The sequence below is a fragment of the Agrobacterium sp. Ap1 genome, from assembly GCF_017313375.1.
GTDB lineage: Bacteria > Pseudomonadota > Alphaproteobacteria > Rhizobiales > Rhizobiaceae > Neorhizobium > Neorhizobium cellulosilyticum.
On record NZ_JAFLMY010000009.1, the window covers coordinates 139,237 to 159,257 of the forward strand.

Sequence of the window (20,021 nt, forward strand, 5' to 3'; positions counted from 1 at the left end):
CGGCTATTACTGGGCGGCAACGAGCTGCGGCGCTGAAGACCGCGTCCAGCACAGGGCCGGCGCGACTTCCGCAGCGATCAGTTCGATCGAGCGCAGGATTTCTGCATGAGGCGGGTCGATGGAATGGACCTGGAAAACGATGTCCGTCGCGCGTGCAAGGGCCGTGTCCTTCTTCAGCGATGCGATAACATCGTCCGGCGTGCCGACGTGGCTGTCGAGCGCCTTGATCAGGTCTTCGAGCCTGTCTCCTGCAATCCGGTGGCCGGCGGCTGCGAAACGATCGGCGACACGTCGGAGGCCGGTTTCGGCAAAGGCGAGCGCTCGTTTGCGATCGTCGGCGACGAACAGGCTGCGCGAGCCGAGAATGCGCGGTGCGCGGCCCTGAGGCAGGCCGGCAAGATAGGCGTCGATGATCGGGTTCTGGATGTCGTCCAGCGTCGCATCGGGATTGTCGGCCGGGCGGGGCTGGGTTCTCGACAGCATCAGGCCATCGCCGCTAAGTCCCGCGAGGCGTGCGCCATTGGCGGAGAAGGTGGCGAGCCAGACCCGATCGAGCAGATGCGGGGCATCGGGATAAAGGCGGTTGCCGCCATGCAGAACCTTTCCGGCCCAGGCATCGCGAACCACGGTGAGGTTTTCGGCATAGACTTCTCCGCGACGATCAGCGTCGATGCCGAAAGCCTCGAAGGATTCCTTCGTGCCACCGGTGCCGAAGCCCACTTCCAGCCGCCGGCCTGAAAGCAGATCTAGCACGGCAGTATCTTCGGCCACGCGCAGCGCATTTTCCATCGGTAGCGTGATCACGCCGGTACCGAGGCGGATGGTCGATGTGCGGGCAGCGACATGCGAGAGGAAGACCGCGGGGGAGGGAAGCCCGCCTTCTTCCGCGTGAAAATGGTGCTGCGCGATCCAGGCGCTGTCAAAACCGTTTTCTTCGGCATGGATGATCTGTTCCGCCGCCAGCCGATAACGTTCGCCGGCCGGAACATCGTCGAGTAGACGGGTGAAAAAGCCGAGACGTTTGGGGGCAATCTTGCTGGTCATGATAAAAGTCCTGTTTTTATAGGCTGGCGCGATATCTCGGCGCGTGGAAATTTCTGTCCGGGAATGGCTTCGATGAGTTCGCGCGTGTAGGCGGTCGAGGTTGAGGAGAAGACCTCGTCAACGGTGCCGTAATCGACCTGCCTGCCATTGTGCAGGACGGAAACCGTGTCGGCGATCTGCCGCACGACCGCGAGGTCATGGGAGACGAAGACATAGGTAAGGCCGAGATCCCGCTGCAATTCTGCAAGCAGTTCGAGGATCTGCGCCTGCACGGTCACGTCGAGTGCAGAGACGGCTTCGTCAAGCACCACGACCTCAGGCTCCAGAACCAGCGCGCGGGCGATTGCCACACGCTGGCGCTGGCCGCCGGAAAGGGCGTGCGGCAGACGGGAGAGAACCGTGGCGGGCAGGCCGACGCGCTCGATGATGGCGCGGACGCGCGCTTCTCGCTCGGCCCGTGGTAACGGGTCGAAATTGAGCAGCGGTTCCTCGACGATCGCCTGCACCGTCTGGCGCGGATCGAGTGATGCCCAGGGGTTCTGGTAGACGAGCTGCACCTTGCGCCGAAACTGCCGCAAGGCCTCGGAACGCAGGCTTGCGACATCGAGATCGCCGATGCGGATCTCGCCGGATGTCGGTTTCTGGAAACCGGCGATCGAACGGATCGTCGTGGTTTTTCCCGAGCCGCTTTCGCCTACCACCGCATGGGTCGTGCCACGCGCGACACTGAAGGAAATGTTATCGACGGCGCGAAAATTCTTAGCCGTCGGCAGCGAAAAATCCTGAACCAGATTGGTGACAGTCAGCGCGGCTGGCCGGCTCGGCTCGACCGGCGGGCGCGGCTTGGCAACAGAAAGCGATGGAGCATCGGAAAGCAGCTTGCGGGTATAGGCGCTTTGCGGCGAGGCCAGCACGTCTGCGGTCTTGCCCTGTTCCTGAATACGCCCGCCCTGCAGTACTATGAGCCGGTCCGACCGGTCCGCGGCAACGCCGAGATCGTGGGTGACAAGCAGGACCGAGGTACCGTGTTCGCGGCGCAGATCGTCGATCAGGTCGAGGATACGGCGCTGTACGGTGACGTCGAGTGCGGATGTGGGTTCGTCGGCTATGATCAGCGCCGGACGCAGAGCGATGGCAATGGCGATCAGCACCCGCTGCTTCATGCCGCCGGAAAGCTCGTGGGGATATTGGTGTATCCGCAGTTCCGGCTGGGAGATTCCGACATTGGTGAGAAGCTCGATAACCTTGCGATCGGCTGTGCGGCGATCGAGCCGTCCGTGAATTTGGAGGATCTCGCGCACCTGCGCGCCGATAGTGAGGACAGGATTGAGGGAACTGCCCGGATCCTGCGGAACGAGGCTGACGACGGCGCCGCGGATCGATCGCAGGCGCCTTGCGCTCCAGCGGCTGATATCCTCGCCATTGAGGAGAATGGAACCGCTTTCGACCCGACCGTTCTCTGCAAGCAGGCCGATGACGGCCTGTGCGGTCGAAGTCTTGCCGGATCCGCTTTCGCCGACCAGAGCCACGACTTCGCCCGGCTCAACGGTGAAGGAAACGCCATGCACGACCGTCGGGCGCTCCTCGCCCTGGCTGTAGGAAATGTGCAGGTCACGGACGTCGAGTACGGAATTTGGGGAGGTGCTCATCGTGTGCTCCTTCCGATGGACTGGCTGATGCGGTTGGCCGACAGAACGACGGCAACGACGATCAGGCCGGGGGCGGCGGTCAGCCACCAGGCGGTTGCGAGGTAGTTGCGGCCTTCGGCAATCAGCAGGCCCCATTCCGGCGTCGGCGGCGGTGCGCCATAGCCAAGGAAGCCGAGGGTGGAGATCTGCAGGATCGCCCAGCCGAACTGCACGGCGGTATAGGCTACGACCGAGGTCAGCGAATTGGGCAGGATATGTCGCCACAAAACCTTGCCGAACGTGCCGCCGCTTCCGAAGGCCGCCTCGACGAATTCGGCATTGCGCACGCGTACGACTTCCGACCGCATGAGGCGGGCGAAACCGGCAATTGCCGTTGCGCCGACGGCGATTGCTGCATTGAGCGTGCCGAAGCCGAGCAGGATGATGATGCTGAGCGAAAGCAAGAGGGTCGGGATAGACAGGAGCACATCGACCAGCCGCATCAGGACTTCATCGACACGTCCGCGGACCGAACCTGCGATCAGGCCGAGCCCGCTGCCGACGACAAGCCCGACGCCGACGGCAGCAATGGCTCCCGAAAGCGAATGAACCGCGCCGTAGACGATGCGGGCGAAGAGATCGCGGCCAAGCGAATCCGTGCCCAGAATATGCAGGGCTGAGGGCGCCTTGAGCTGGCCGCCGGGCGTGCCCTGCAGCGGATCATAGCTGGTAAATACCCAAGGCACGGTTGCCCACAGAAGCACAAGGGCAAGCACCAGCCAGGCAAGCGCGAGACCATAAGGGAAGTTGCGCAGGACGCTCAGCACGTCGCGACGATTGCCGGGGCGGCTCGCGGTCTCGGCAGCCACCGTTGGAGTGAGGTGAACGAAAGTGTCGAGACTGGTCATGCTGCAGCTCCCTGTCCGGTCCGGAGGCGTGGGTCGAGCAACGGATAGGCAAGGTCGACCGCGAGATTGATGGTGACAAAAGCGGCAGCGGAGATGACGACGACTGCCTGAAGCACCGAGAGATCCTGATTGCCGACCGCCTTTTCTGTAAGGCCGCCGATACCGTTGAGGCCGAAAACGGTTTCGGTGACGACCGCGCCGGCGATCAGTTCGCCGAAGAGCACGCCGGCGATCGTCAGCGTCGGGAGGATGGCATTGCGGGCGACATGCCGCCAGAGCAGCCGCGTCTCGCTGGCGCCCTTGGCGCGGGCGACGGACACGAAGGGACGAGTGCGGATTTCATCGATATTGCGGATAAGGATCTGCGCCAGCGGCGCGGCGATCGGAACGGCAAGCGTTGCGACCGGCAGAACAAGGCTTTCCCACGGGCCGGGATTGATGACCGACACCAGCCGGAAGCGAAAGGAGAATATCTGGATCAGCATGATCGCCAGCCAGAAGACCGGGACCGAGATGAACAGCGACGGCAGTGACTGGATGGCGTTTCTCAGCCACGCGAAAGGCGCCATCGAGGAGAGAAAGGCGATGAAGACGGCAAGCAGGGTCGCCGCAAGAAAGCCGAGGCCGGCAAGCTTCAATGTCGGTGGCAGGTTGGTGGCAAGCTGGGCTGAGACCGGAACGCCCGCCTGCAGCGAATAACCAAAATCGCCTTGCAGGAAATTGACGAGTGTGTGTCCGTATTGCACGACCACGCTGGAATCCACCGCATAGGCGGCGCGGATTTCCGCGACCTGATCGGCGCTCAGGCCGAATTCCGGATTGAGGAACTTGATCAGCACCGCATCGCCGGGCATGGCCTGCAGCAGGATGAAGGACAGCGTGAAGGCCGCCCAGAGAACGAGCAGCGCCTGGCTGATCCGTCCTATGACATATCGCGTCATTTCATATCTCCAGCAAAGGGTGGATGGCAGCCCTTAAGGCCGCCATCCGTGCGGCTTGGGAGGCCTGTTGGTTATCGGCGCTTACTTGTCCAGCCAGGTGCTATAGAAGGCCGGGCGACCGACCGCTTCGAAGGCGACGCCCTTGACATAGGGTGCTCCAGCGAAGGCCTGCGGCTCCTCGAAAATCGGAACGGCATAGGCCTGATCGAGAACATAGGCCTGCGCATCCGCCACCGCCTTCAGGCGCTTTTCGCGATCCGGCTGCGAGGCGATTTCGTTCAGGATGGCGTTCAGCTTGTCGTCGGAGAAGGTCTTTACCTTGTCGCTGACGCCGCCCTTCTGCACCAGCACGTTGCGGTTGGTCGGATAATACTGGCTCTTGATCACGTCCGGATCTGCACGGCCGACCATGGCGACGGCGACCGGCGTTTTCAGCGGATCGAGTTCATCGACCACTTTGCTGCCGGCGTCACCGGCCAACACGTTCAGCTTGACGCCGAGTTTCGACCATTGCTGTGCAATCAGCTGCAGAACCGCACGGCTCTGCGGCTGTGGCAGCGATTCGTAGGAAGTCAGGACGAGCTTCTGGCCATCCTTGGCGCGGATGCCGTCTGCACCGAGCTTGTAGCCGGCTTCGTCGAGCAGCGCTTCCGCCTTTTCCGGATCATAGCCGAGCTTGTCTTCCTGCGGTACGTAACCGATTGCGGTCGATGCGATGATCGAGGTCGCCTTCGGGTAGTTCTTCGAGAAGATCGTCGAGAGAATCTCGTCGCGGTTGACAGCGAGCGACAGCGCCTTGCGCACCTTGAGGTCTGCGACCAGTGGATTATCCGGGCGGAATACGATCGAGTTGTTCACGCCGCGCGTGCCGGGCGCATAGATGGTAAAACTCTGCGCCTCGACCTGGCCTTCGTCATAGGCCTGGATCTGACGAATGAAATCGGCCTGACCGGCGAGAAGAGCGCCGATACGCACGCTGTCTTCGGCGGTGATGATGTAGTTGATCTCGTCGAGATAGGCGCGGCCCTGATGTTCGAGCTTCGCCGGTCCCCAGTTATAGTCCTCGCGAACCTTCAGATCGAGCGACTTGCCCAGCGTCTCGGCATTGACCACGAAGGGGCCGGAGCCGATGATCTTCGTTGCATCGCCAAGCTGCTCGAAGGGCAGCGCCAGGGTCGAGAGCGAGACGATGCCGGAGCCGATCACCGACGTGCCCTGCAGGAAGCCGGGGGAGGGCTTCTTGAAGGTGAACTTTACCGTCAGCGGATCGATGACTTCGCTACGCTCGTAATTGTTGACCACTTCGGAAACCGGCTGTTTCAACTCCTTGTTGCCGAGGCCGTAGGTGTCGAAGTTCTTCGCGACGGCTGCGGCATCAACCGGTGTGCCATCGGAGAAGGTGACGCCGGGACGGAGCTTGAACGTGTATTCGGTGGCGTTGTCGTTGACCGTCCAGGATTCCGCCAGCCAGGGCTCGATCTCCAGCGTCTTCGGGTTCTGGTAGGTCAGTTTGTCGGTGATCTGGTTGAGAATACCACCGTTGGGGTAAAAGCCGCCCGCCGGCGGGTAGAGATTGGTGTGGGCTTGCTGCTCAAGATAGACGAGCGTGCCGCCCTTGACCGGCGCGTCTGCCGCGAGGCTGGCCGTTGCAAGTGTCGTGGCAGCCAGCAATCCGAGGCTGAGAGAAAGAAGTTTCCGATAGCGCGTCATAGGTCCGGTCTCGCGGTTGATCGATGACCATGAGCCTATCCAGTTGCTTCAGATTTCTATGGATTTGCTATTCTATTTTGAAGGCAAGCGCGGAAGTTTCTTTGCTGTCTGGAGGCTGTTAGAACAATCGCATTCCGGTCTTGCTGCCGCTGCGTTACATCCACTCAGGCGGACGCCGGACGAAAATCCGCGGTGACGACGTGGCGATTGCCGGGATAGGTCATGCGCACCCAGGTCACCGCTCCCGATGTATTCCAGGTGCGGCGCTCGATGACGAGGCAGGCATTTTTCGGGGTGAGATTGAGGAGCTTGTGTTCCTTGCGGTCGGCAGGCACGGCCTGGATGCGGTGCTGGGCGGTGATCCAGGGAATTTGCGAAGAGAGCCAGGGGCCGGGTGCGACCGAGATGAAATCGGTTTCGAGCGCGGCCGGTACGGTGACAAGATTGATTGCGCGCTCTTCGAGGCAGAACGGCTGGCCTGCGGCAAGATGCAGGCAGGTGACGAAGAGGACGTCGCCGGGCGTGCCGGTCGCAAACCATGCTAGCTCTTCCCCGATCGCCTTGCGGCGGGTGATCGACAACCGCTGATAGGAATATTCAAGGTTGAGGGAGCGCACCTCGTCGGCAATATCGTGGATCTCCAGCACGGCTGATTGTGCCTTGGGCTGGGATACGAAACTTCCGCCCTTCTTTCGGCGCTCGATCAGGCCAGCCTGTGCCAGTTGGCCCATCACCTTGTTCACAGTCATCCGCGAGACGTCGTAATGCGCGGCAAGATCGACCTCGAAAGGGATCCGGTGGCCGGGCGGCCATGTGCCGGAAACGATCTTTCCCTCGATATCCGCCAGAATCTTGCGGTGAAGGGTCAGGGTTTTGGAAATGCGGGCGGTCTCCGGTTGGGCAGTGTCGATGCAGGTCTACACTTCACGCCGAGCCCGTCAATCGCCGCTTATCTGCGCTCTCAACAGTTTCAGTTCGGGCGGCTTTGGATCTAGCGCCTTCTCCGGAGGTATAGGCGTTGGGAGACCATTTCGACACACCACTGTTTCACCATTCGGTCAACGCGCTCTCGTTGACAACCGAAGATGAGCAAGTGATCCCGGTGGCTTATAAGGTCATCGGAGCCATTGAGGTAATGGGCGATAAAATCTCACCCGAGCACATTTCCGTTGCCGGCGGGTTAAGGTCAGTCTATCTGCGCCGCTTCGCTTTTAGATAAGCGCTCGGATGCGGATTTTTTCTGAATAAATTTCTTGGCCTGTTGCCCTATAAGTTGGGCAACGAAGTTTTGCTCACTGCGCCGTATTATTCTGCCGCTCGGGATGTCTCAGGTTACTAAACAACATCAGCGCCAGTGCAGTATTTTTTGCAATTGCGGCTTCTCAGTCATCTCTTGCCACATTGCTGAGCGGCGATGCGCCGCCATCCGCAAAGCCGCGATAGCGCAGATGGCTTCGGTTCAAGTGCGCCCGCATGGCCTCACGCGCCTTTTCCGGGCTTCCGGTGCTGATCGCCTCGCAAATTGCACGGTGTTCGACAACGGTGTTCTGCACATAGTCAGACGTTATGAGCGCAGGGTTCAGCTCTTTGGAAAAAGCGGGCTGCGGCAGGATCTGCAGGCTCATGAGGCTGAAGAATTCGATGAAGGCGCCGTTGTTGGTCGCTTCCGCAATGGAGCGGTGGAAGACGAAATCGAGATGATCGAGTGCAGCCTCGTCATCCAATGAAGCCTCGAACTGACGCGCGGCATTCCATATGTTCGATTCCTGCGCCCAAGAGCGCCGGACGGCGGCGAGGCCTGCCGCATGCACCTCGAATGCCATCCTGAGTTCGAGAAGATCCATGAAGGATGTCTTGAGCCGAGATAAAGGGGCGAGGGCAACGTCAGCATCGAATGTGCCCGGGTCTTCGGCGCCGGCACGTGGGATATCGCGGACAAACACGCCGACGCCATGCCGTGCTTCGACGACACCTTCAGAACGCAGCGCCGAGACCGCCTCTCGGATAACGGTTCTGCTCACTCCGAATTGCTGTGACAGCTCGTTGAGTGAGCCGAGCTTTATGCCGGCCGAAAGCTGGTTGTCGCTGATATGCGTTTTCAGTGCCTGTATGGTTCGGCCCGTCAAAGTGTCCAAAAATCACCCGTCTTGTGAAGCGCTGGCGGTCTGCGCATGTCTTGATAAGCAGCAAGGTAGCACGACCTATCGTAGTGATGCTATCTCTTTAATACATCTTTTGTTTGATAGAGTGCGCACACTGGATTTTTCCGTGTGTTTCGATCCCTGCGATAGCAGTAAAAAGAATCCGATAAATGCTTTAAATGATGCAATCTTCATGTCGTATTATCACGTCTAAATACATATAAATCAGATAGTTAGATTTGATAAATCGCCTGAATTCACCAAGTGATAGCATCACTAATTTTCTTATTGACAAGAGATAGTATTTCAATAATCTCAAACCATAAGAAGTGAGCAGGCGATCAGCCAACGCCATCAAGCCTATGACGACCTGCTCCGGGAACATGGTTGCGCTTCTGGCGCATCTTTAAAAATCGGATGGAAAGTCGCTATGGGTGTCGTCTCCGCACGCCTCTCAGAGCTCGGTATCGTATTGCCTACGATTGCGCCAGCCTCTGGGAATTACATATCGCATCGCATCGTTGGGAGCCTTCTCTTCGTATCAGGTCAGATACCAAGGATCGATGGCGTCGAGCATTATGTCGGTGTCGTCGGCAAAGACCTCTTGCCCGAAGATGGCTACAAGGCTGCCCGGCTTTGCGCACTGAATATCGTGGCACGCGTCAATGCGGCGCTGGAGGGAAATCTGGATCGGGTCGTTGCGTGCGTCCAGCTGCGCGGCTTCGTCAATGCACCGGCGGACTTCAAAGGACATCCCGCGGTCATCGATGGTGCGTCCGATCTTCTCGTCGAGATCTTTGGCGACAAGGGTCGCCATGTACGCACGGCGCTCGGTGCCGGTTCGCTGCCGCGCGGATCATCCGTCGAAGTCGATGCGATCTTCGAAATCGCACCTGAAGCCTGACAAAAAGGGGAACTGGCCATGAACGAGACCAGCATTTCGGAAAAAGCCATCTCCATGAGCGGCGTCAACAAGTGGTACGGCCACCTGCAGGTGCTGAAGGGGATCAACCTTGAAGTCGGGCGCGGCGAGCATATCGTGCTTTGCGGCCCATCCGGATCCGGTAAGTCGACGCTGATCCGCTGCATCAACCATCTGGAGGAAATCCAGGAAGGCAGCATCGCCGTCAACGGCACGACGCTCAGCCAGAAGGGCTCCAATGCCGACCACATCCGCCGCGATGTCGGCATGGTGTTCCAGCAGTTCAATCTCTTCCCGCATTTGACGGTATTGCAGAACTGCATGCTGGCGCAGCGCCGCGTGCGCAAGGCTTCCGCAGCAGAGGCAAAGGACAAGGCGATGCGCCATCTGGAACGGGTGCATATTGCCGAGCAGGCACAGAAATATCCCGCTCAGCTCTCCGGTGGCCAGCAGCAGCGCGTCGCAATCGCTCGGGCGCTTTGCATGGATCCACAGATCATGCTGTTCGATGAGCCGACATCGGCGCTCGATCCGGAAATGGTCAAGGAAGTGCTCGACACGATGATCTCGCTTGCAGACGATGGCATCACGATGATCTGCGTGACGCATGAAATGGGCTTTGCCCGCGCCGTGGCGCACCGCGTCATCTTCATGGATCGCGGAGAGATCATTGAAAGCGCCAAGCCGGATGTGTTCTTCAGCAATCCGAGCCATGAGCGTACCAAGACCTTCCTCAGCCAGATCCTCAATCACTGAGGGGCGGGTGATGAATTACACATTCGACTTCGCCCCCGTGTTTGCAGCCTGGCCGTCGCTGGTCGATGGCGTGATCGGTACTCTGAAGATGTCGTCGCTATCGATGATCTTCGGCCTGTCGCTCGGCATCGTCTTCATGATGATGCGGATGAGCAAGAAGCCGGCGCTGAAAGCAATCGCCGTCGGCTACATCGAGATGATCCGCAACACGCCGATCCTCGTGCAGGTGTTCTTCGTCTTCTTCGGCATGCCGGCGATCGGCATTCGCCTGAGCGGCGAACAGGCCGCAATCCTTGCAATGACGCTCAACTGTGCGGCCTATGCGGCCGAGATCGTCCGCGGCGGCGTCCAGTCCATTCGCCCCGGCCAGATCGAGGCGGGTAGGGCGCTCGGCATGCATGCGGTCGACATCTACCGCTTCATCGTGTTTCGCCCGGCGATCCGCGCTGTCTATCCGGCTCTGTGCAGCCAGTTCATCCTCATGATGTTGAACTCCAGCCTGATGTCATCGGTTTCCGCCGAAGAACTGACCTATTTCGCCCAGACGCTCGATGCCCAGACATTCCGCAGCTTCGAGATCTATCTGACGCTCGGCGTCATATACCTGGCGCTGTCGCAGTTCTTCTCCATCGCTCTCGGCGTGATCGGCCGGGTCTATTTCTCCTATCCGGCAAAGTGAGGCAGCGAGATGATCCGTCAATTCGGTTGGGGTGAGTTCCTCTTTCTGCTCGAAGGCGCACGCTGGACGGTTGTCCTGTCGCTGCTTGCCTTCACCCTCGGCGGCGCGCTCGGGCTTGCCGTGGCACTCGGGCGAACCAGCAAATGGGGCTGGCTGCGCATCCTGATGGCGACCTATATCCAGATCTTTCAGGGCACGCCGCTGCTGATCCAGCTCTTCTTCGTCTATTTCGGCCTGCCGCTTCTGGGGCTCAAAGTGGATATCTGGGTGGCGCTGACGATCGGCCTGTCCTTGCACACGAGCGCCTTTCTCGGCGAAATCTGGCGCGGCAGCATCCAGGCGGTGCCGGATGGTCAAAGCGAAGCGGCGCGAGCGCTCGGCATCGGCTACATGCACCGGATGATCGATGTGGTCCTGCCGCAAGCCTTCCGCATCGGCCTGCCGGCGACCATCAGCTTCCTCGTAAACCTGATCAAGGGCACGGCGCTCGCCGCCCTGCTTGGCCTCACCGAGCTTACCCGATCGGGGCAGCTGATGGCCAACATCACCTTTCAGCCGCTGCAGGTCTATGGGGCGGTCGCACTGATCTACTTCATCATCTGCGTACCCCTGACCTATTGCAGCGCAAAGATCGAAAGGCGCCTCAACGCCGCTCGGTAAAACAAGAACGCATGAAAAGAAACCAACCAGAGGTGACCACATGTTCAATACAGCATTGACCCTTGCGCGTTCGAAAGTCATGGGCGGGTTCGCCGCCGTGCTTCTGGCTGCGACCTCCTTTGCCACAACGGCTTTCGCCGTGACGCCGGAAGAGATCAAGGCCAAGGGTACTGCCACGATCGGTGTGCAGATGGATCAGTTTCCATGGGGCTTCATCGATCCCAAGGGCCAGAACGACGGGTTTGACATCGAGATCGCCAAGCTGATCGGCAAAGAACTCGGCGTCGAGGTGAAGTTCGAGCGCATCACCGGCCAGAACCGCATTCCGCTGCTGGTCAACGGCAATGTCGATTTCCTCGTGCCGTCCATGACGATCACCGAGGAACGCGCCAAGGTGATCCAGTATGTCATTCCCTACTCGTCGAACGACATCACCGTCTGGGGTAAGAAGGACGCGGCCATAAAGGCCAATGAGGATCTCGGCAAATACGTGATCGGCGTCAATCGCGGCAGCGCCTTCGATCCGCTTCTCGTCAAGGTCGCCCCGCCGAATACGCAGATCAAGCGTTTCGATGATGACGCGACGACGGTTCAGTCGCTGCTGTCCGGCCAGGTCGACGCTATCGTCGGCAGCATTACCTACGGCCTCGTCATCAAGCAGGCTGGTTATGATGCGCAGTTCGAGCGCAAGTACAAGGTTGCCGACAACTTTCAGGGCATGGCAGTTCGCAAGGGCGACCAGGAAATGCTCGCCTTCCTCACCGATTTCGTGACCCGTCACACCGCTGACGGCACGCTCGACGCGCTCTACAAGAAGTGGATCGGCGTCGATCGCGCAAAACTCCCGACCACGCTGCCGGGCGTCGACTTTACAGGCAAGCAGTAACATCTCGATCCAGCGCGACCGCTGAAGGCCGCCGCGCCGGACAGAAAACATCAACAACTGAAGAGCTCTTGGCCCCCGCCTGTTCGCGCGGGCGGGGACAGGTCGCTGCACGCCGAAAAACGGGTTTTCGGGCAGCACGCAACAACAGCTCGCTTATGGAGCATGAGACAGACAATGGCGAAAGATGGCAAGCAGATCAGGGTCGGTGTCGATATCGGTGGCACCTTCACCGACGTTGCGATGGAGGTAGGCATCACGCTCCATTCGATCAAAGTGCTGACCGACTATTCCTATCCCGAAAATGCGATCGTCAAGGGCATTCGGCAGGTCGCCGAAGTCGCCGGTGTCGAGCTTTCCGAAATCGATACGATCATTCACGGCACGACGCTCGCCACCAATGCGCTGATCGAGCGGCGCGGCGCCCGCACCGCCTTCGTCACCACCAAGGGCTTTCGCGACGTCATCGAAATGCGCACCGAAAGCCGTTTCGAACAGTATGATCTTGATATCGTTCTGCCGGCGCCGCTCGTGCCGCGCAACGAACGGTTTGTCGTCGATGAACGTATCGGCGCCGATGGTCTCGTGCTGAAGCCGCTTGATCTCGATGAGGTCGATGCCCTGTGCGATCACATCATCGCCGCCGGCTATGAGAGCGTCGCCATCGGCTTCATTCACTCCTATCTGAACGGCACGCACGAGAAGATCGTGAGAGACCGGCTTCTCGCCAAGAAGGCAGACATTTCGGTTTCGATCTCCTCTGAAGTTTCGCCGCAGATGCGCGAGTTCCAGCGTTTCAACACCGTCTGCGCCAATGCTTTCGTCAAGCCGCTGATGGCGTCCTATCTGAATCGCCTCGTCGGTCGCCTGACCGAAGAGGGCACGCGTTGCCCGGTCTTCATGATCCACTCGGGCGGCGGCATCATCAGCGTTGAAAGCGCCATCGAATTTCCGGTACGCCTGCTTGAATCCGGCCCGGCCGGCGGCGCGATCTTCGCAGCCCATATCGCCAGCAGCTATGGTCTCGATCAGGTGCTCTCCTACGACATGGGTGGCACCACGGCAAAAATCTGCCTGATCGAAAAGCAGACGCCGAAAACCTCAAAGACCTTCGAAGTGGCACGTACCTGGCGCTTCAAGAAGGGCAGCGGCATGCCGATCTCTATTCCCGTCATCGAAATGGTGGAAATCGGCGCAGGCGGCGGCTCGATCGCAACGATCGACAGCATGCGCCAGATCCGCGTCGGCCCGCATAGTGCTGGCTCCGAACCGGGTCCGGCCTGCTACGGCCGCGGTGGCGCAAACCCGACCGTCACCGATGCCGACCTCATCCTTGGCCGTCTGGATGCCGACGAGTTTGCCGGCGGCGCGATGAAGCTCGACCGCCCGGCATCTGACAAGGCGATAGATACGGATCTTGCCTCCAAGCTCGATACCGATATCGCCACAGCCGCCTATGGCCTCAGCGAGGTGGTCGACGAAAACATGAGCAATGCGGCACGCATGCACGCCGTGGAAAACGGCAAGGAACTCTCCGAGTTCACCATGATCGCCTTCGGCGGTGCTGCCCCCATCCACGCCGCGCGCCTTTGCGAAAAGCTCGGCATGGCCGAACTTCTGATCCCGCCGGGCGCGGGTGTCGGCTCGGCTATCGGCTTCCTGCGAGCACCCTTCGGTTTCGAAAGCGTTCGCAGCGCTTATAGCCGCCTCAGCCGCTTCGATGCGGCCGCGATCAACCATACGGTGTCTGAGCTGATCGCGGAAGCGACATCCTTCGTGCGCTCCGGCGCGCCAGATGCCGATCCGGATCTCGAATGCATCGCCTACATGCGCTACGTCGGTCAGGGCTGGGAAGTGCCGGTGACGATCGAAGTTCGTGACTATGCGGATGCCGATGGCGACCTGTTCCGCAAACTGTTCGACGAGCAATACGAACACTTCTTCGGTCGCGTCATCGACGGGCTCGATGTCGAGATCGTCAGCTGGTCGCTGCGGGCCACATCCAAGGTCGCGCCGCCGGAGCGGATCGGAAAGACGGCAAAGGCCGGCGCGGCAAAGGTTCGTGGCACACGCGACATCTTCGATGTGCAGGAAGGCAGCTTCCAGAATGCTTCGATCGTCGACCGCACAGACATGAAACCGGGCGATTTCGTCTCGGGGCCTGCCGTGATCACCGAACGCGAAACCTCGACCATCATCACCGCCAGCCGCGAAGTCATCATGCAGGCCGATGGCTGCCTGCTCGTACGCGTCAAGCAGAGCGCTTGAACGGAGGATACTATCCATGAAAACCAATGCACTTTCCGACGTTCACATGCAGATCATGTGGAACCGGCTGATCTCCGTCGTTGAAGAGCAGGCCGTCACCCTCATCCGCACGGCATTCTCCACCAGCGTGCGTGAATCGGGCGACTTGTCCGCCGGCGTCTTCAACCGCGGCGGCCTGATGATCGCCCAGGCGGTCACCGGCACGCCCGGCCATGTCAACGCGATGGCGGAAGCCGTCGGTCACTTCATCCGCGATATCGGGCCTGAAAACATTTTCGAAGGCGATGTCTTTATCACCAACGATCCATGGAAGGGCACCGGCCACCTGCACGACTTCACCGTCGTTTCGCCGAGCTTCCGCAACGGCGCGCTTGTCGGTTATTTCGCCTGCACGGCACACGTGGTCGATGTCGGTGGTCGCGGTTTCGGGCCGGATGCGAACGAGGTCTATGAAGAGGGTATCTTCGTTCCGATCATGAAATTTGCCGAGCGCGGCAAGGTCAACAAGGATCTCGTCAACATCCTGCACAACAATGTGCGTGAGAGCCATCAGGTGGTCGGTGACGTCTATTCGCTGGCCGCCTGCAACGAGATCGGCCATCGCCGGCTGATGGACATGATGGAAGAGTTCGAGCTCGACGATCTGGAGACGCTCGGCGAATTCATTTTCAAGCGCAGTTATGACGCCACGATCGAGCGAATTGCTGCCTTACCGAAGGGCTCCTATTCCAACACGATGCGGGTCGATGGTTACGGTTCACCGATCGATATCGCGGTACGTCTAGATGTCGAAGGCGATCATATTCTCGCTGATTTTGACGGGACCTCGCCGCCGAGCCCGAAGGGCATCAATTGCCCGATCATCTATTCGGCAGCTTATGCATGCTACGGCATGAAGGTCGCGATCGCACCCGATATTCCAAATAACCACTATTCGCTCCTGCCGTTCCGCGTCGTGGCACCGAAGAATTGCATCCTGAATGCCCAGCATCCGGCGCCTGTCTCGGTGCGCCACGTACTTGGCCATCTGGTGCCCGATGCAGTGCTCGGCGCCGTGCACAAGATGTTGCCGGGCAAGGTGCCGGCGGAAGGTGCTGGCGCGCTGTGGAACCTGCATGTCAGCGTTCGCCCGCTTCAGGGCGACAAGGCTCCGGCTGATGGCGGCCAGCGTGCCGAGGTTCTGCTGTTCAACAGCGGTGGCTCCGGCGCACGCCCGACGCTCGACGGCATGAGCGCAACGGCATTCCCGAGCGGCGTGCATTCGATGTCGATCGAGGCGACAGAACATGTCGGTCCGGTCATCTTCTGGCGCAAGGAACTGCGCGACGGGTCCGGCGGTGCCGGTCAGTTCCGCGGCGGTCTCGGTCAGGTGGTGGAAATCTCGCCGACCGAGGGTCACGAGATGCACTTCAACGCCATGTTCGACCGTGTCGATCATCCCCCGCGCGGTCGCGAAGGTGGTGAAAACGGTGCCGCCGGTGCCGTGATGCTGGATGACGGAACCCGTCTCGCTTCCAAGGGTCGCCAGCATGTTCCGGCCGGTCGCAGGCTAATCCTGCAGCTTCCGGGCGGCGGCGGTTACGGGTCGGCTGACAAACGGGATGTCGCTGCGGCAGAACGCGATATCGCCTTTGACTACGTCGCTTCGAAATAACTCTCCCAAGAGTGTCGGGCGAGGCAGAGGCCCCGCCCGGTTTCGATCAAGTCAAATCCTCCAGGGAAGCCGAAAATGAGTTTCGAGAACCGCCGTGCCGCGGGCATCAAGTCGTCTCCGAGCATGGCGATTGCCATGGCGGCAAAGAAGCTGGCATCAGAAGGTCACGACATTATCGACCTGTCGCTCGGCGAGCCGGATTTCGAACCGCCGCCGCATGTTGCGGAAGCGGCCGTCGAAGCGATCCGCAAGGGCGGTATCCGCTATGGCGCGCCCGCGGGAATGGAAAGCCTGCGTCAGGCGATCGTGAAGAAGTTCAAGACGGAAAACGGACTGGATTATTCCACCGACGAGGTGATGGTTGCCAATGGCGCCAAGCAGATCCTGTTCGACGTGTTTCTCGCAACGCTGGAAGCGGGCGATGAAGTCATCATTCCCACACCTTGCTGGGTATCCTACGGAGACATCGTCTCGCTGCATGGGGGCACACCGGTCTATCTGACCTGCGGTGCGGATGCCGGTTTCAAGTTATCGGCCGAGCAGCTCGAAGCAGCGATCACGCCGAAGACCAGATGGCTGATGCTGAATTCTCCGTCCAATCCGACAGGAGCGATCTATTCCGGCGAAGAATATCGCAAGCTTGCAGATGTGCTGGCGCGCCATCCGCGTGTGCTCATCGTCTCCGACGAGATCTACGAGCATGTGCTGTTGAACGACACGCCCTTTGTCTCCTTCGGCGAGGCCTGCCCGCAGTTGCGGGACCGGACGCTGATCGTCAACGGCGTCTCCAAGGCTTACGCCATGACGGGTTGGCGGCTGGGTTATGCCGCCGGTCCGAAAGCGCTGATTTCGACGCTCAACAAGATGCAGTCGCAAAGCGTCTCATGCGTGTCGCCGGTCGCTCAGGCGGCAGCAATCGCGGCCCTCACCGGAGATCAGACTTTTGTCAGCGAGGGTGCCCGAACATTTGCCGGGCGCGCGAAGATCGTGGCCGGCCGGCTGGCCGAGATCGAGGGTATCGATTTCATAGCGCCCGATGGAGCCTTTTACGCTTTCATCGGCGTGCAGCAACTGATTGGCCGCAAGACTGCCGATGGTGTCGTTCTCGGCGACGATACGGCGTTTGCGGCGTGTCTGTTGCAGACATTCGGCCTGTCGAGTGTGCCGGGGGCTGCGTTTGCGGCGCCCGGATTTATTCGGCTATCGATCGCGGCATCCGAACCTGAACTCGAAAGTGCCTGCGAAAGGCTGGCCAATATGGTGCGCTCGCTCAAACCTTGAGACGCAAATCCCCCGGATGGCGCAGATTGTGAAATGGTGGGCATGCCGCCCTTGATTGGTGTGGCGTAGCGTTGGCGAAAGAGGAAAGCTGACGCCGGGACATGATGATGCCTCGGGATGAGGCGGAATGAAGCGGGAGCGGCGACGGAGGAGGATACACCGCTCCCGCGAACCGATAGTTCAGGCTGCGATGCCCATCACGCCTGGAACCTTCGGCATTAACAGTTTGGCTTCCGACGCGGCGACAATTTGTTCGACTGTCACGCCCGGCGCTGTCTCGAGAAGCACGAGGCCTTCTTCTGTTGGCTGGATGACGCCCATCTCCGTGACAATCAGGTCAACGCGGCGAACGGATGTCAGCGGCAAGGTGCATCTCTTCAGGATCTTGGGTTCGCCCTTGGCGGTATGCGTCATCGCAACGATGACGCGCTTGGCGCCGGATACGAGATCCATTGCGCCGCCCATGCCCGGCACGATCTTGCCGGGCACCATCCAGTTGGCAAGGTGTCCTTCTTCGTCGACCTGAAGCCCCCCCAGCACAGTGACATCGAGATGGCCGCCGCGAACCAGTGCGAACGACATGGCGCTGTCGAAGGCACAGGCTCCCGGCAACGCGCCTGCAGGTGTCCCTCCGGCATCCGTGAGATTGCTTCCGGCAAGACCCGGATCAGGCAAGGCGCTCATGCCGATAATGCCGTTTTCCGACTGGAACGAAACGTCGAGCCCGGCAGGCAGGTAGGATGCGACCATGGTGGGCAAGCCGATCCCGAGATTGACAAGTGTGCCGGCCTTGAGTTCCTGAGCAACCCGCCTCGCGATGATCTCTTTGTCGTTCATATCGTGGCTCCCTTCGCAATCAGCAAGTCAACAAGAACATGCGGCGTGACGACGGCATCGGGCTCGATGCAACCAACCGGCACGATTTCGTCCGGCTCCGCGATAACGATTTCAGCAGCCATGGCCATCAGCGGATTGAAATTACGCGATGTCAGCGAATAGCGGAGGTTCCCGGAGTAATCCGCGCTGCGTGCCTTGATCAAGGCGAAGTCAGCCTTGAGCGCCGTTTCCAACAGATAGGGGATACCGTTGATTTCGATCGTTTCCTTGCCGATCGCCGCATCCGTGCCGACACCGGTTGGCGTCAACACGCCGCCAAGCCCGGAACCTCCGGCGCGTACCCGCTCGGCGAGCGTGCCCTGCGGAACCAGTTCGACCTCTATCGCTCCGCCGATCATCTGCTTCTGCGTGACCGGATTGGTGCCGATGTGGCTGACGATGGCCTTTTTCACCAGCCCGGCGTCGATCAGCTTGCCAACGCCCACATTCGGGCGCGCTGTATCGTTGGCGATGAGCGTCAGATCCTTCTTTCCCTGACGCACCAGTTCATCGACAAGATCCTGAGGCGTCCCGATGCCGACGAAGCCACCGATCATCAGGACGACTCCATCTGGTATCCGTCGCACGGCTTCCTCGGCGGTATTCACCTTGTACATTTTTGAGACCTTTGATTTCTAAAGAGCTGAAGCTTTGCAGCCGTGCTGGAACGCCCGCCCGAGGCAGCGCCTTGCGCACTTTCGAACAGGCACATTCCAGGAGAGGGCCGACTGCTGCCAGCCTGGCCCTCTCCCGCTGGATTACCGGGTGCCCGGCATTGGATAGTCGGCATCGTTCAAAACCCAGCCGGGCTTAAGCGAAAAGTCCACGCGCGGCGGGCAGAAGATATCGACCAGATCGTTGTTGCCGTCGCTGCTGGCCCGCGTCGTGTGAATGACCGGAGGCGGGATGACGAGCACCGATGGCGAGCCGACATCAATCGCCTTGTCCTCGCGCCAGTCGGCCATATCGGTCGTCCAGGCCCAGCGCAGGTAGTGGGTAAAGCTCCCGCCCAATGCCAGCGAGCACTGTTCGAAATCGTCGTGATGATGCGGCGACATCTTTGCCGGATCGCGCGGTCCGACCTGCGACGGAAGCGCATTCACCATGAATGTCGTGCAGCGGAAGATTCGCCCGAAACGACCCGGCTCATCGGGAACGTTCAGCGAATACTGGCGTACTTTCCACCCACCCACGGGTTCCGGCCAGGGCTCGAATGCGGGGATGTGCTGGCGCGGCACATCGTAAGCGTCGGCATTGGGGCATGCCTTGACCAGATCCTTCGAGGCCGTGGTGAAAAGCCGTGCGAGCTTGCCGCCAGACGGCAGGACGATCCGGCTGTCGCCCGGCGGTATGAAGGTGACGGAATAACCCGCAACCTCGACCTTCTGACCACCCCACTCGACGATCGCCCTGTCGGCCGGATTGGCAAGATAAAGAACGTATTCGTCAGCTTGTCCCTTGCGCTCCAGGGTCGCCCCGTCCTTCGTTTCGGAATAAGCGAGGACGAAATTACAACCCCTGACATACCAGGTGCGGCTTCCATTATGCTCATCCTGCGGTGGCGTATCATAGAAGGTCACCAGTTGCTCTTCTGCAACCAAACCCGTTGCCGGCGGCTTTGCCGCCGCGGCGAAGAGATCTGCGCGCGGATCCTTGTCGTTGTACATGTT

Annotated in this window: 19 protein-coding genes; 9 read left to right on the forward strand and 10 right to left on the reverse strand. The window is 60.2% G+C overall.

The window, feature by feature from the left end:
• Window positions 1-6: 6 nt before the first annotated feature.
• From JZX87_RS18470 to hutC, 6 genes are all read right to left on the reverse strand, one after another.
• Window positions 7-1,044 carry a putative FMN-dependent luciferase-like monooxygenase gene (locus JZX87_RS18470; RefSeq protein ID WP_206827225.1) on the reverse strand — a complete coding sequence of 346 codons (1,038 nt, stop codon included), beginning with the start codon at window positions 1,042-1,044 and terminating at the stop codon, window positions 7-9.
• Window positions 1,041-2,693 carry a dipeptide ABC transporter ATP-binding protein gene (locus JZX87_RS18475; protein ID WP_206827226.1) on the reverse strand — a complete coding sequence of 551 codons (1,653 nt, stop codon included), beginning with the start codon at window positions 2,691-2,693 and terminating at the stop codon, window positions 1,041-1,043. Before JZX87_RS18475 ends, JZX87_RS18470 begins: the two co-directional genes overlap by 4 nt.
• Window positions 2,690-3,580, reverse strand: coding sequence for an ABC transporter permease (locus JZX87_RS18480; RefSeq protein WP_148144563.1), 891 nt, complete (start codon window positions 3,578-3,580; stop codon window positions 2,690-2,692). The genes JZX87_RS18475 and JZX87_RS18480 overlap by 4 nt, the downstream gene beginning before the upstream one ends.
• Window positions 3,577-4,521, reverse strand: coding sequence for an ABC transporter permease (locus JZX87_RS18485; RefSeq protein WP_206827227.1), 945 nt, complete (start codon window positions 4,519-4,521; stop codon window positions 3,577-3,579). The genes JZX87_RS18480 and JZX87_RS18485 overlap by 4 nt, the downstream gene beginning before the upstream one ends.
• 81 nt (window positions 4,522-4,602) lie before the next feature.
• Window positions 4,603-6,231 carry a TIGR04028 family ABC transporter substrate-binding protein gene (locus JZX87_RS18490; RefSeq protein ID WP_148144565.1) on the reverse strand — a complete coding sequence of 543 codons (1,629 nt, stop codon included), beginning with the start codon at window positions 6,229-6,231 and terminating at the stop codon, window positions 4,603-4,605.
• Between the two features lie 164 nt (window positions 6,232-6,395).
• On the reverse strand, window positions 6,396-7,100 hold the full coding sequence (gene hutC, locus JZX87_RS18495; RefSeq protein WP_210349078.1) for a histidine utilization transcriptional repressor HutC: 705 nt from the start codon (window positions 7,098-7,100) through the stop codon (window positions 6,396-6,398).
• Between hutC and JZX87_RS31180 the strand changes: the two genes are divergently transcribed.
• The gene (locus JZX87_RS31180; RefSeq protein WP_210349075.1) at window positions 6,996-7,226 is read left to right on the forward strand and encodes a hypothetical protein; all 231 of its coding nucleotides are present in this window, start codon (window positions 6,996-6,998) and stop codon (window positions 7,224-7,226) included. The two genes, hutC and JZX87_RS31180, sit on opposite strands and share 105 nt — an antisense overlap.
• A 387-nt stretch (window positions 7,227-7,613) precedes the next feature.
• Here the strand turns inward: JZX87_RS31180 and JZX87_RS18500 are convergent, their stop codons facing one another.
• A complete protein-coding gene (locus JZX87_RS18500) occupies window positions 7,614-8,366 on the reverse strand; it encodes a FadR/GntR family transcriptional regulator (RefSeq protein WP_148144567.1) in 753 nt (250 codons plus the stop codon).
• 436 nt (window positions 8,367-8,802) lie between these two features.
• On the opposite strand from JZX87_RS18500, the gene JZX87_RS18505 reads away from it, so the two are divergent.
• The 8 genes from JZX87_RS18505 (at window position 8,803) to JZX87_RS18540 (ending at window position 17,475) form a co-directional block, all read left to right on the forward strand.
• Window positions 8,803-9,276, forward strand: coding sequence for a RidA family protein (locus tag JZX87_RS18505; RefSeq protein WP_148144568.1), 474 nt, complete (start codon window positions 8,803-8,805; stop codon window positions 9,274-9,276).
• An 18-nt stretch (window positions 9,277-9,294) separates the two neighbouring features.
• Entirely contained in the window at window positions 9,295-10,050 is a 756-nt protein-coding gene (locus JZX87_RS18510; protein ID WP_148144569.1) for an amino acid ABC transporter ATP-binding protein, read from the forward strand.
• 10 nt (window positions 10,051-10,060) lie between these two features.
• Window positions 10,061-10,729, forward strand: a complete 669-nt coding sequence (locus JZX87_RS18515; RefSeq protein WP_148144570.1) for an amino acid ABC transporter permease — start codon at window positions 10,061-10,063, stop codon at window positions 10,727-10,729.
• Window positions 10,730-10,738: 9 nt separating this feature from the next.
• Window positions 10,739-11,389 carry an amino acid ABC transporter permease gene (locus JZX87_RS18520; protein ID WP_148144571.1) on the forward strand — a complete coding sequence of 217 codons (651 nt, stop codon included), beginning with the start codon at window positions 10,739-10,741 and terminating at the stop codon, window positions 11,387-11,389.
• 40 nt (window positions 11,390-11,429) lie between these two features.
• Window positions 11,430-12,275 carry a transporter substrate-binding domain-containing protein gene (locus JZX87_RS18525; RefSeq protein WP_148144572.1) on the forward strand — a complete coding sequence of 282 codons (846 nt, stop codon included), beginning with the start codon at window positions 11,430-11,432 and terminating at the stop codon, window positions 12,273-12,275.
• Window positions 12,276-12,449: 174 nt separating this feature from the next.
• Window positions 12,450-14,540, forward strand: a complete 2,091-nt coding sequence (locus tag JZX87_RS18530; protein ID WP_206827228.1) for a hydantoinase/oxoprolinase family protein — start codon at window positions 12,450-12,452, stop codon at window positions 14,538-14,540.
• Between the two features lie 16 nt (window positions 14,541-14,556).
• Window positions 14,557-16,194 (forward strand): hydantoinase B/oxoprolinase family protein, encoded by a 1,638-nt coding sequence (locus JZX87_RS18535; RefSeq protein WP_148144574.1) that lies wholly within the window; start codon window positions 14,557-14,559, stop codon window positions 16,192-16,194.
• 75 nt (window positions 16,195-16,269) lie between these two features.
• Window positions 16,270-17,475, forward strand: coding sequence for a pyridoxal phosphate-dependent aminotransferase (locus JZX87_RS18540; RefSeq protein ID WP_206827229.1), 1,206 nt, complete (start codon window positions 16,270-16,272; stop codon window positions 17,473-17,475).
• A gap of 180 nt (window positions 17,476-17,655) precedes the next feature.
• On the opposite strand, the gene JZX87_RS18545 is transcribed toward JZX87_RS18540, so the two are convergent.
• From JZX87_RS18545 to JZX87_RS18555, 3 genes are all read right to left on the reverse strand, one after another.
• Window positions 17,656-18,312: a 3-oxoacid CoA-transferase subunit B gene (locus tag JZX87_RS18545; protein ID WP_148144576.1), complete on the reverse strand. Its 657-nt coding sequence runs from the start codon at window positions 18,310-18,312 to the stop codon at window positions 17,656-17,658.
• The gene (locus tag JZX87_RS18550; protein WP_206827231.1) at window positions 18,309-18,968 is read right to left on the reverse strand and encodes a CoA transferase subunit A; all 660 of its coding nucleotides are present in this window, start codon (window positions 18,966-18,968) and stop codon (window positions 18,309-18,311) included. The genes JZX87_RS18545 and JZX87_RS18550 overlap by 4 nt, the downstream gene beginning before the upstream one ends.
• A gap of 141 nt (window positions 18,969-19,109) precedes the next feature.
• Complete coding sequence (locus JZX87_RS18555; protein ID WP_206827233.1) at window positions 19,110-20,018, reverse strand: cupin domain-containing protein; 909 nt, start codon at window positions 20,016-20,018, stop codon at window positions 19,110-19,112.
• Window positions 20,019-20,021 lie beyond the last annotated feature (3 nt).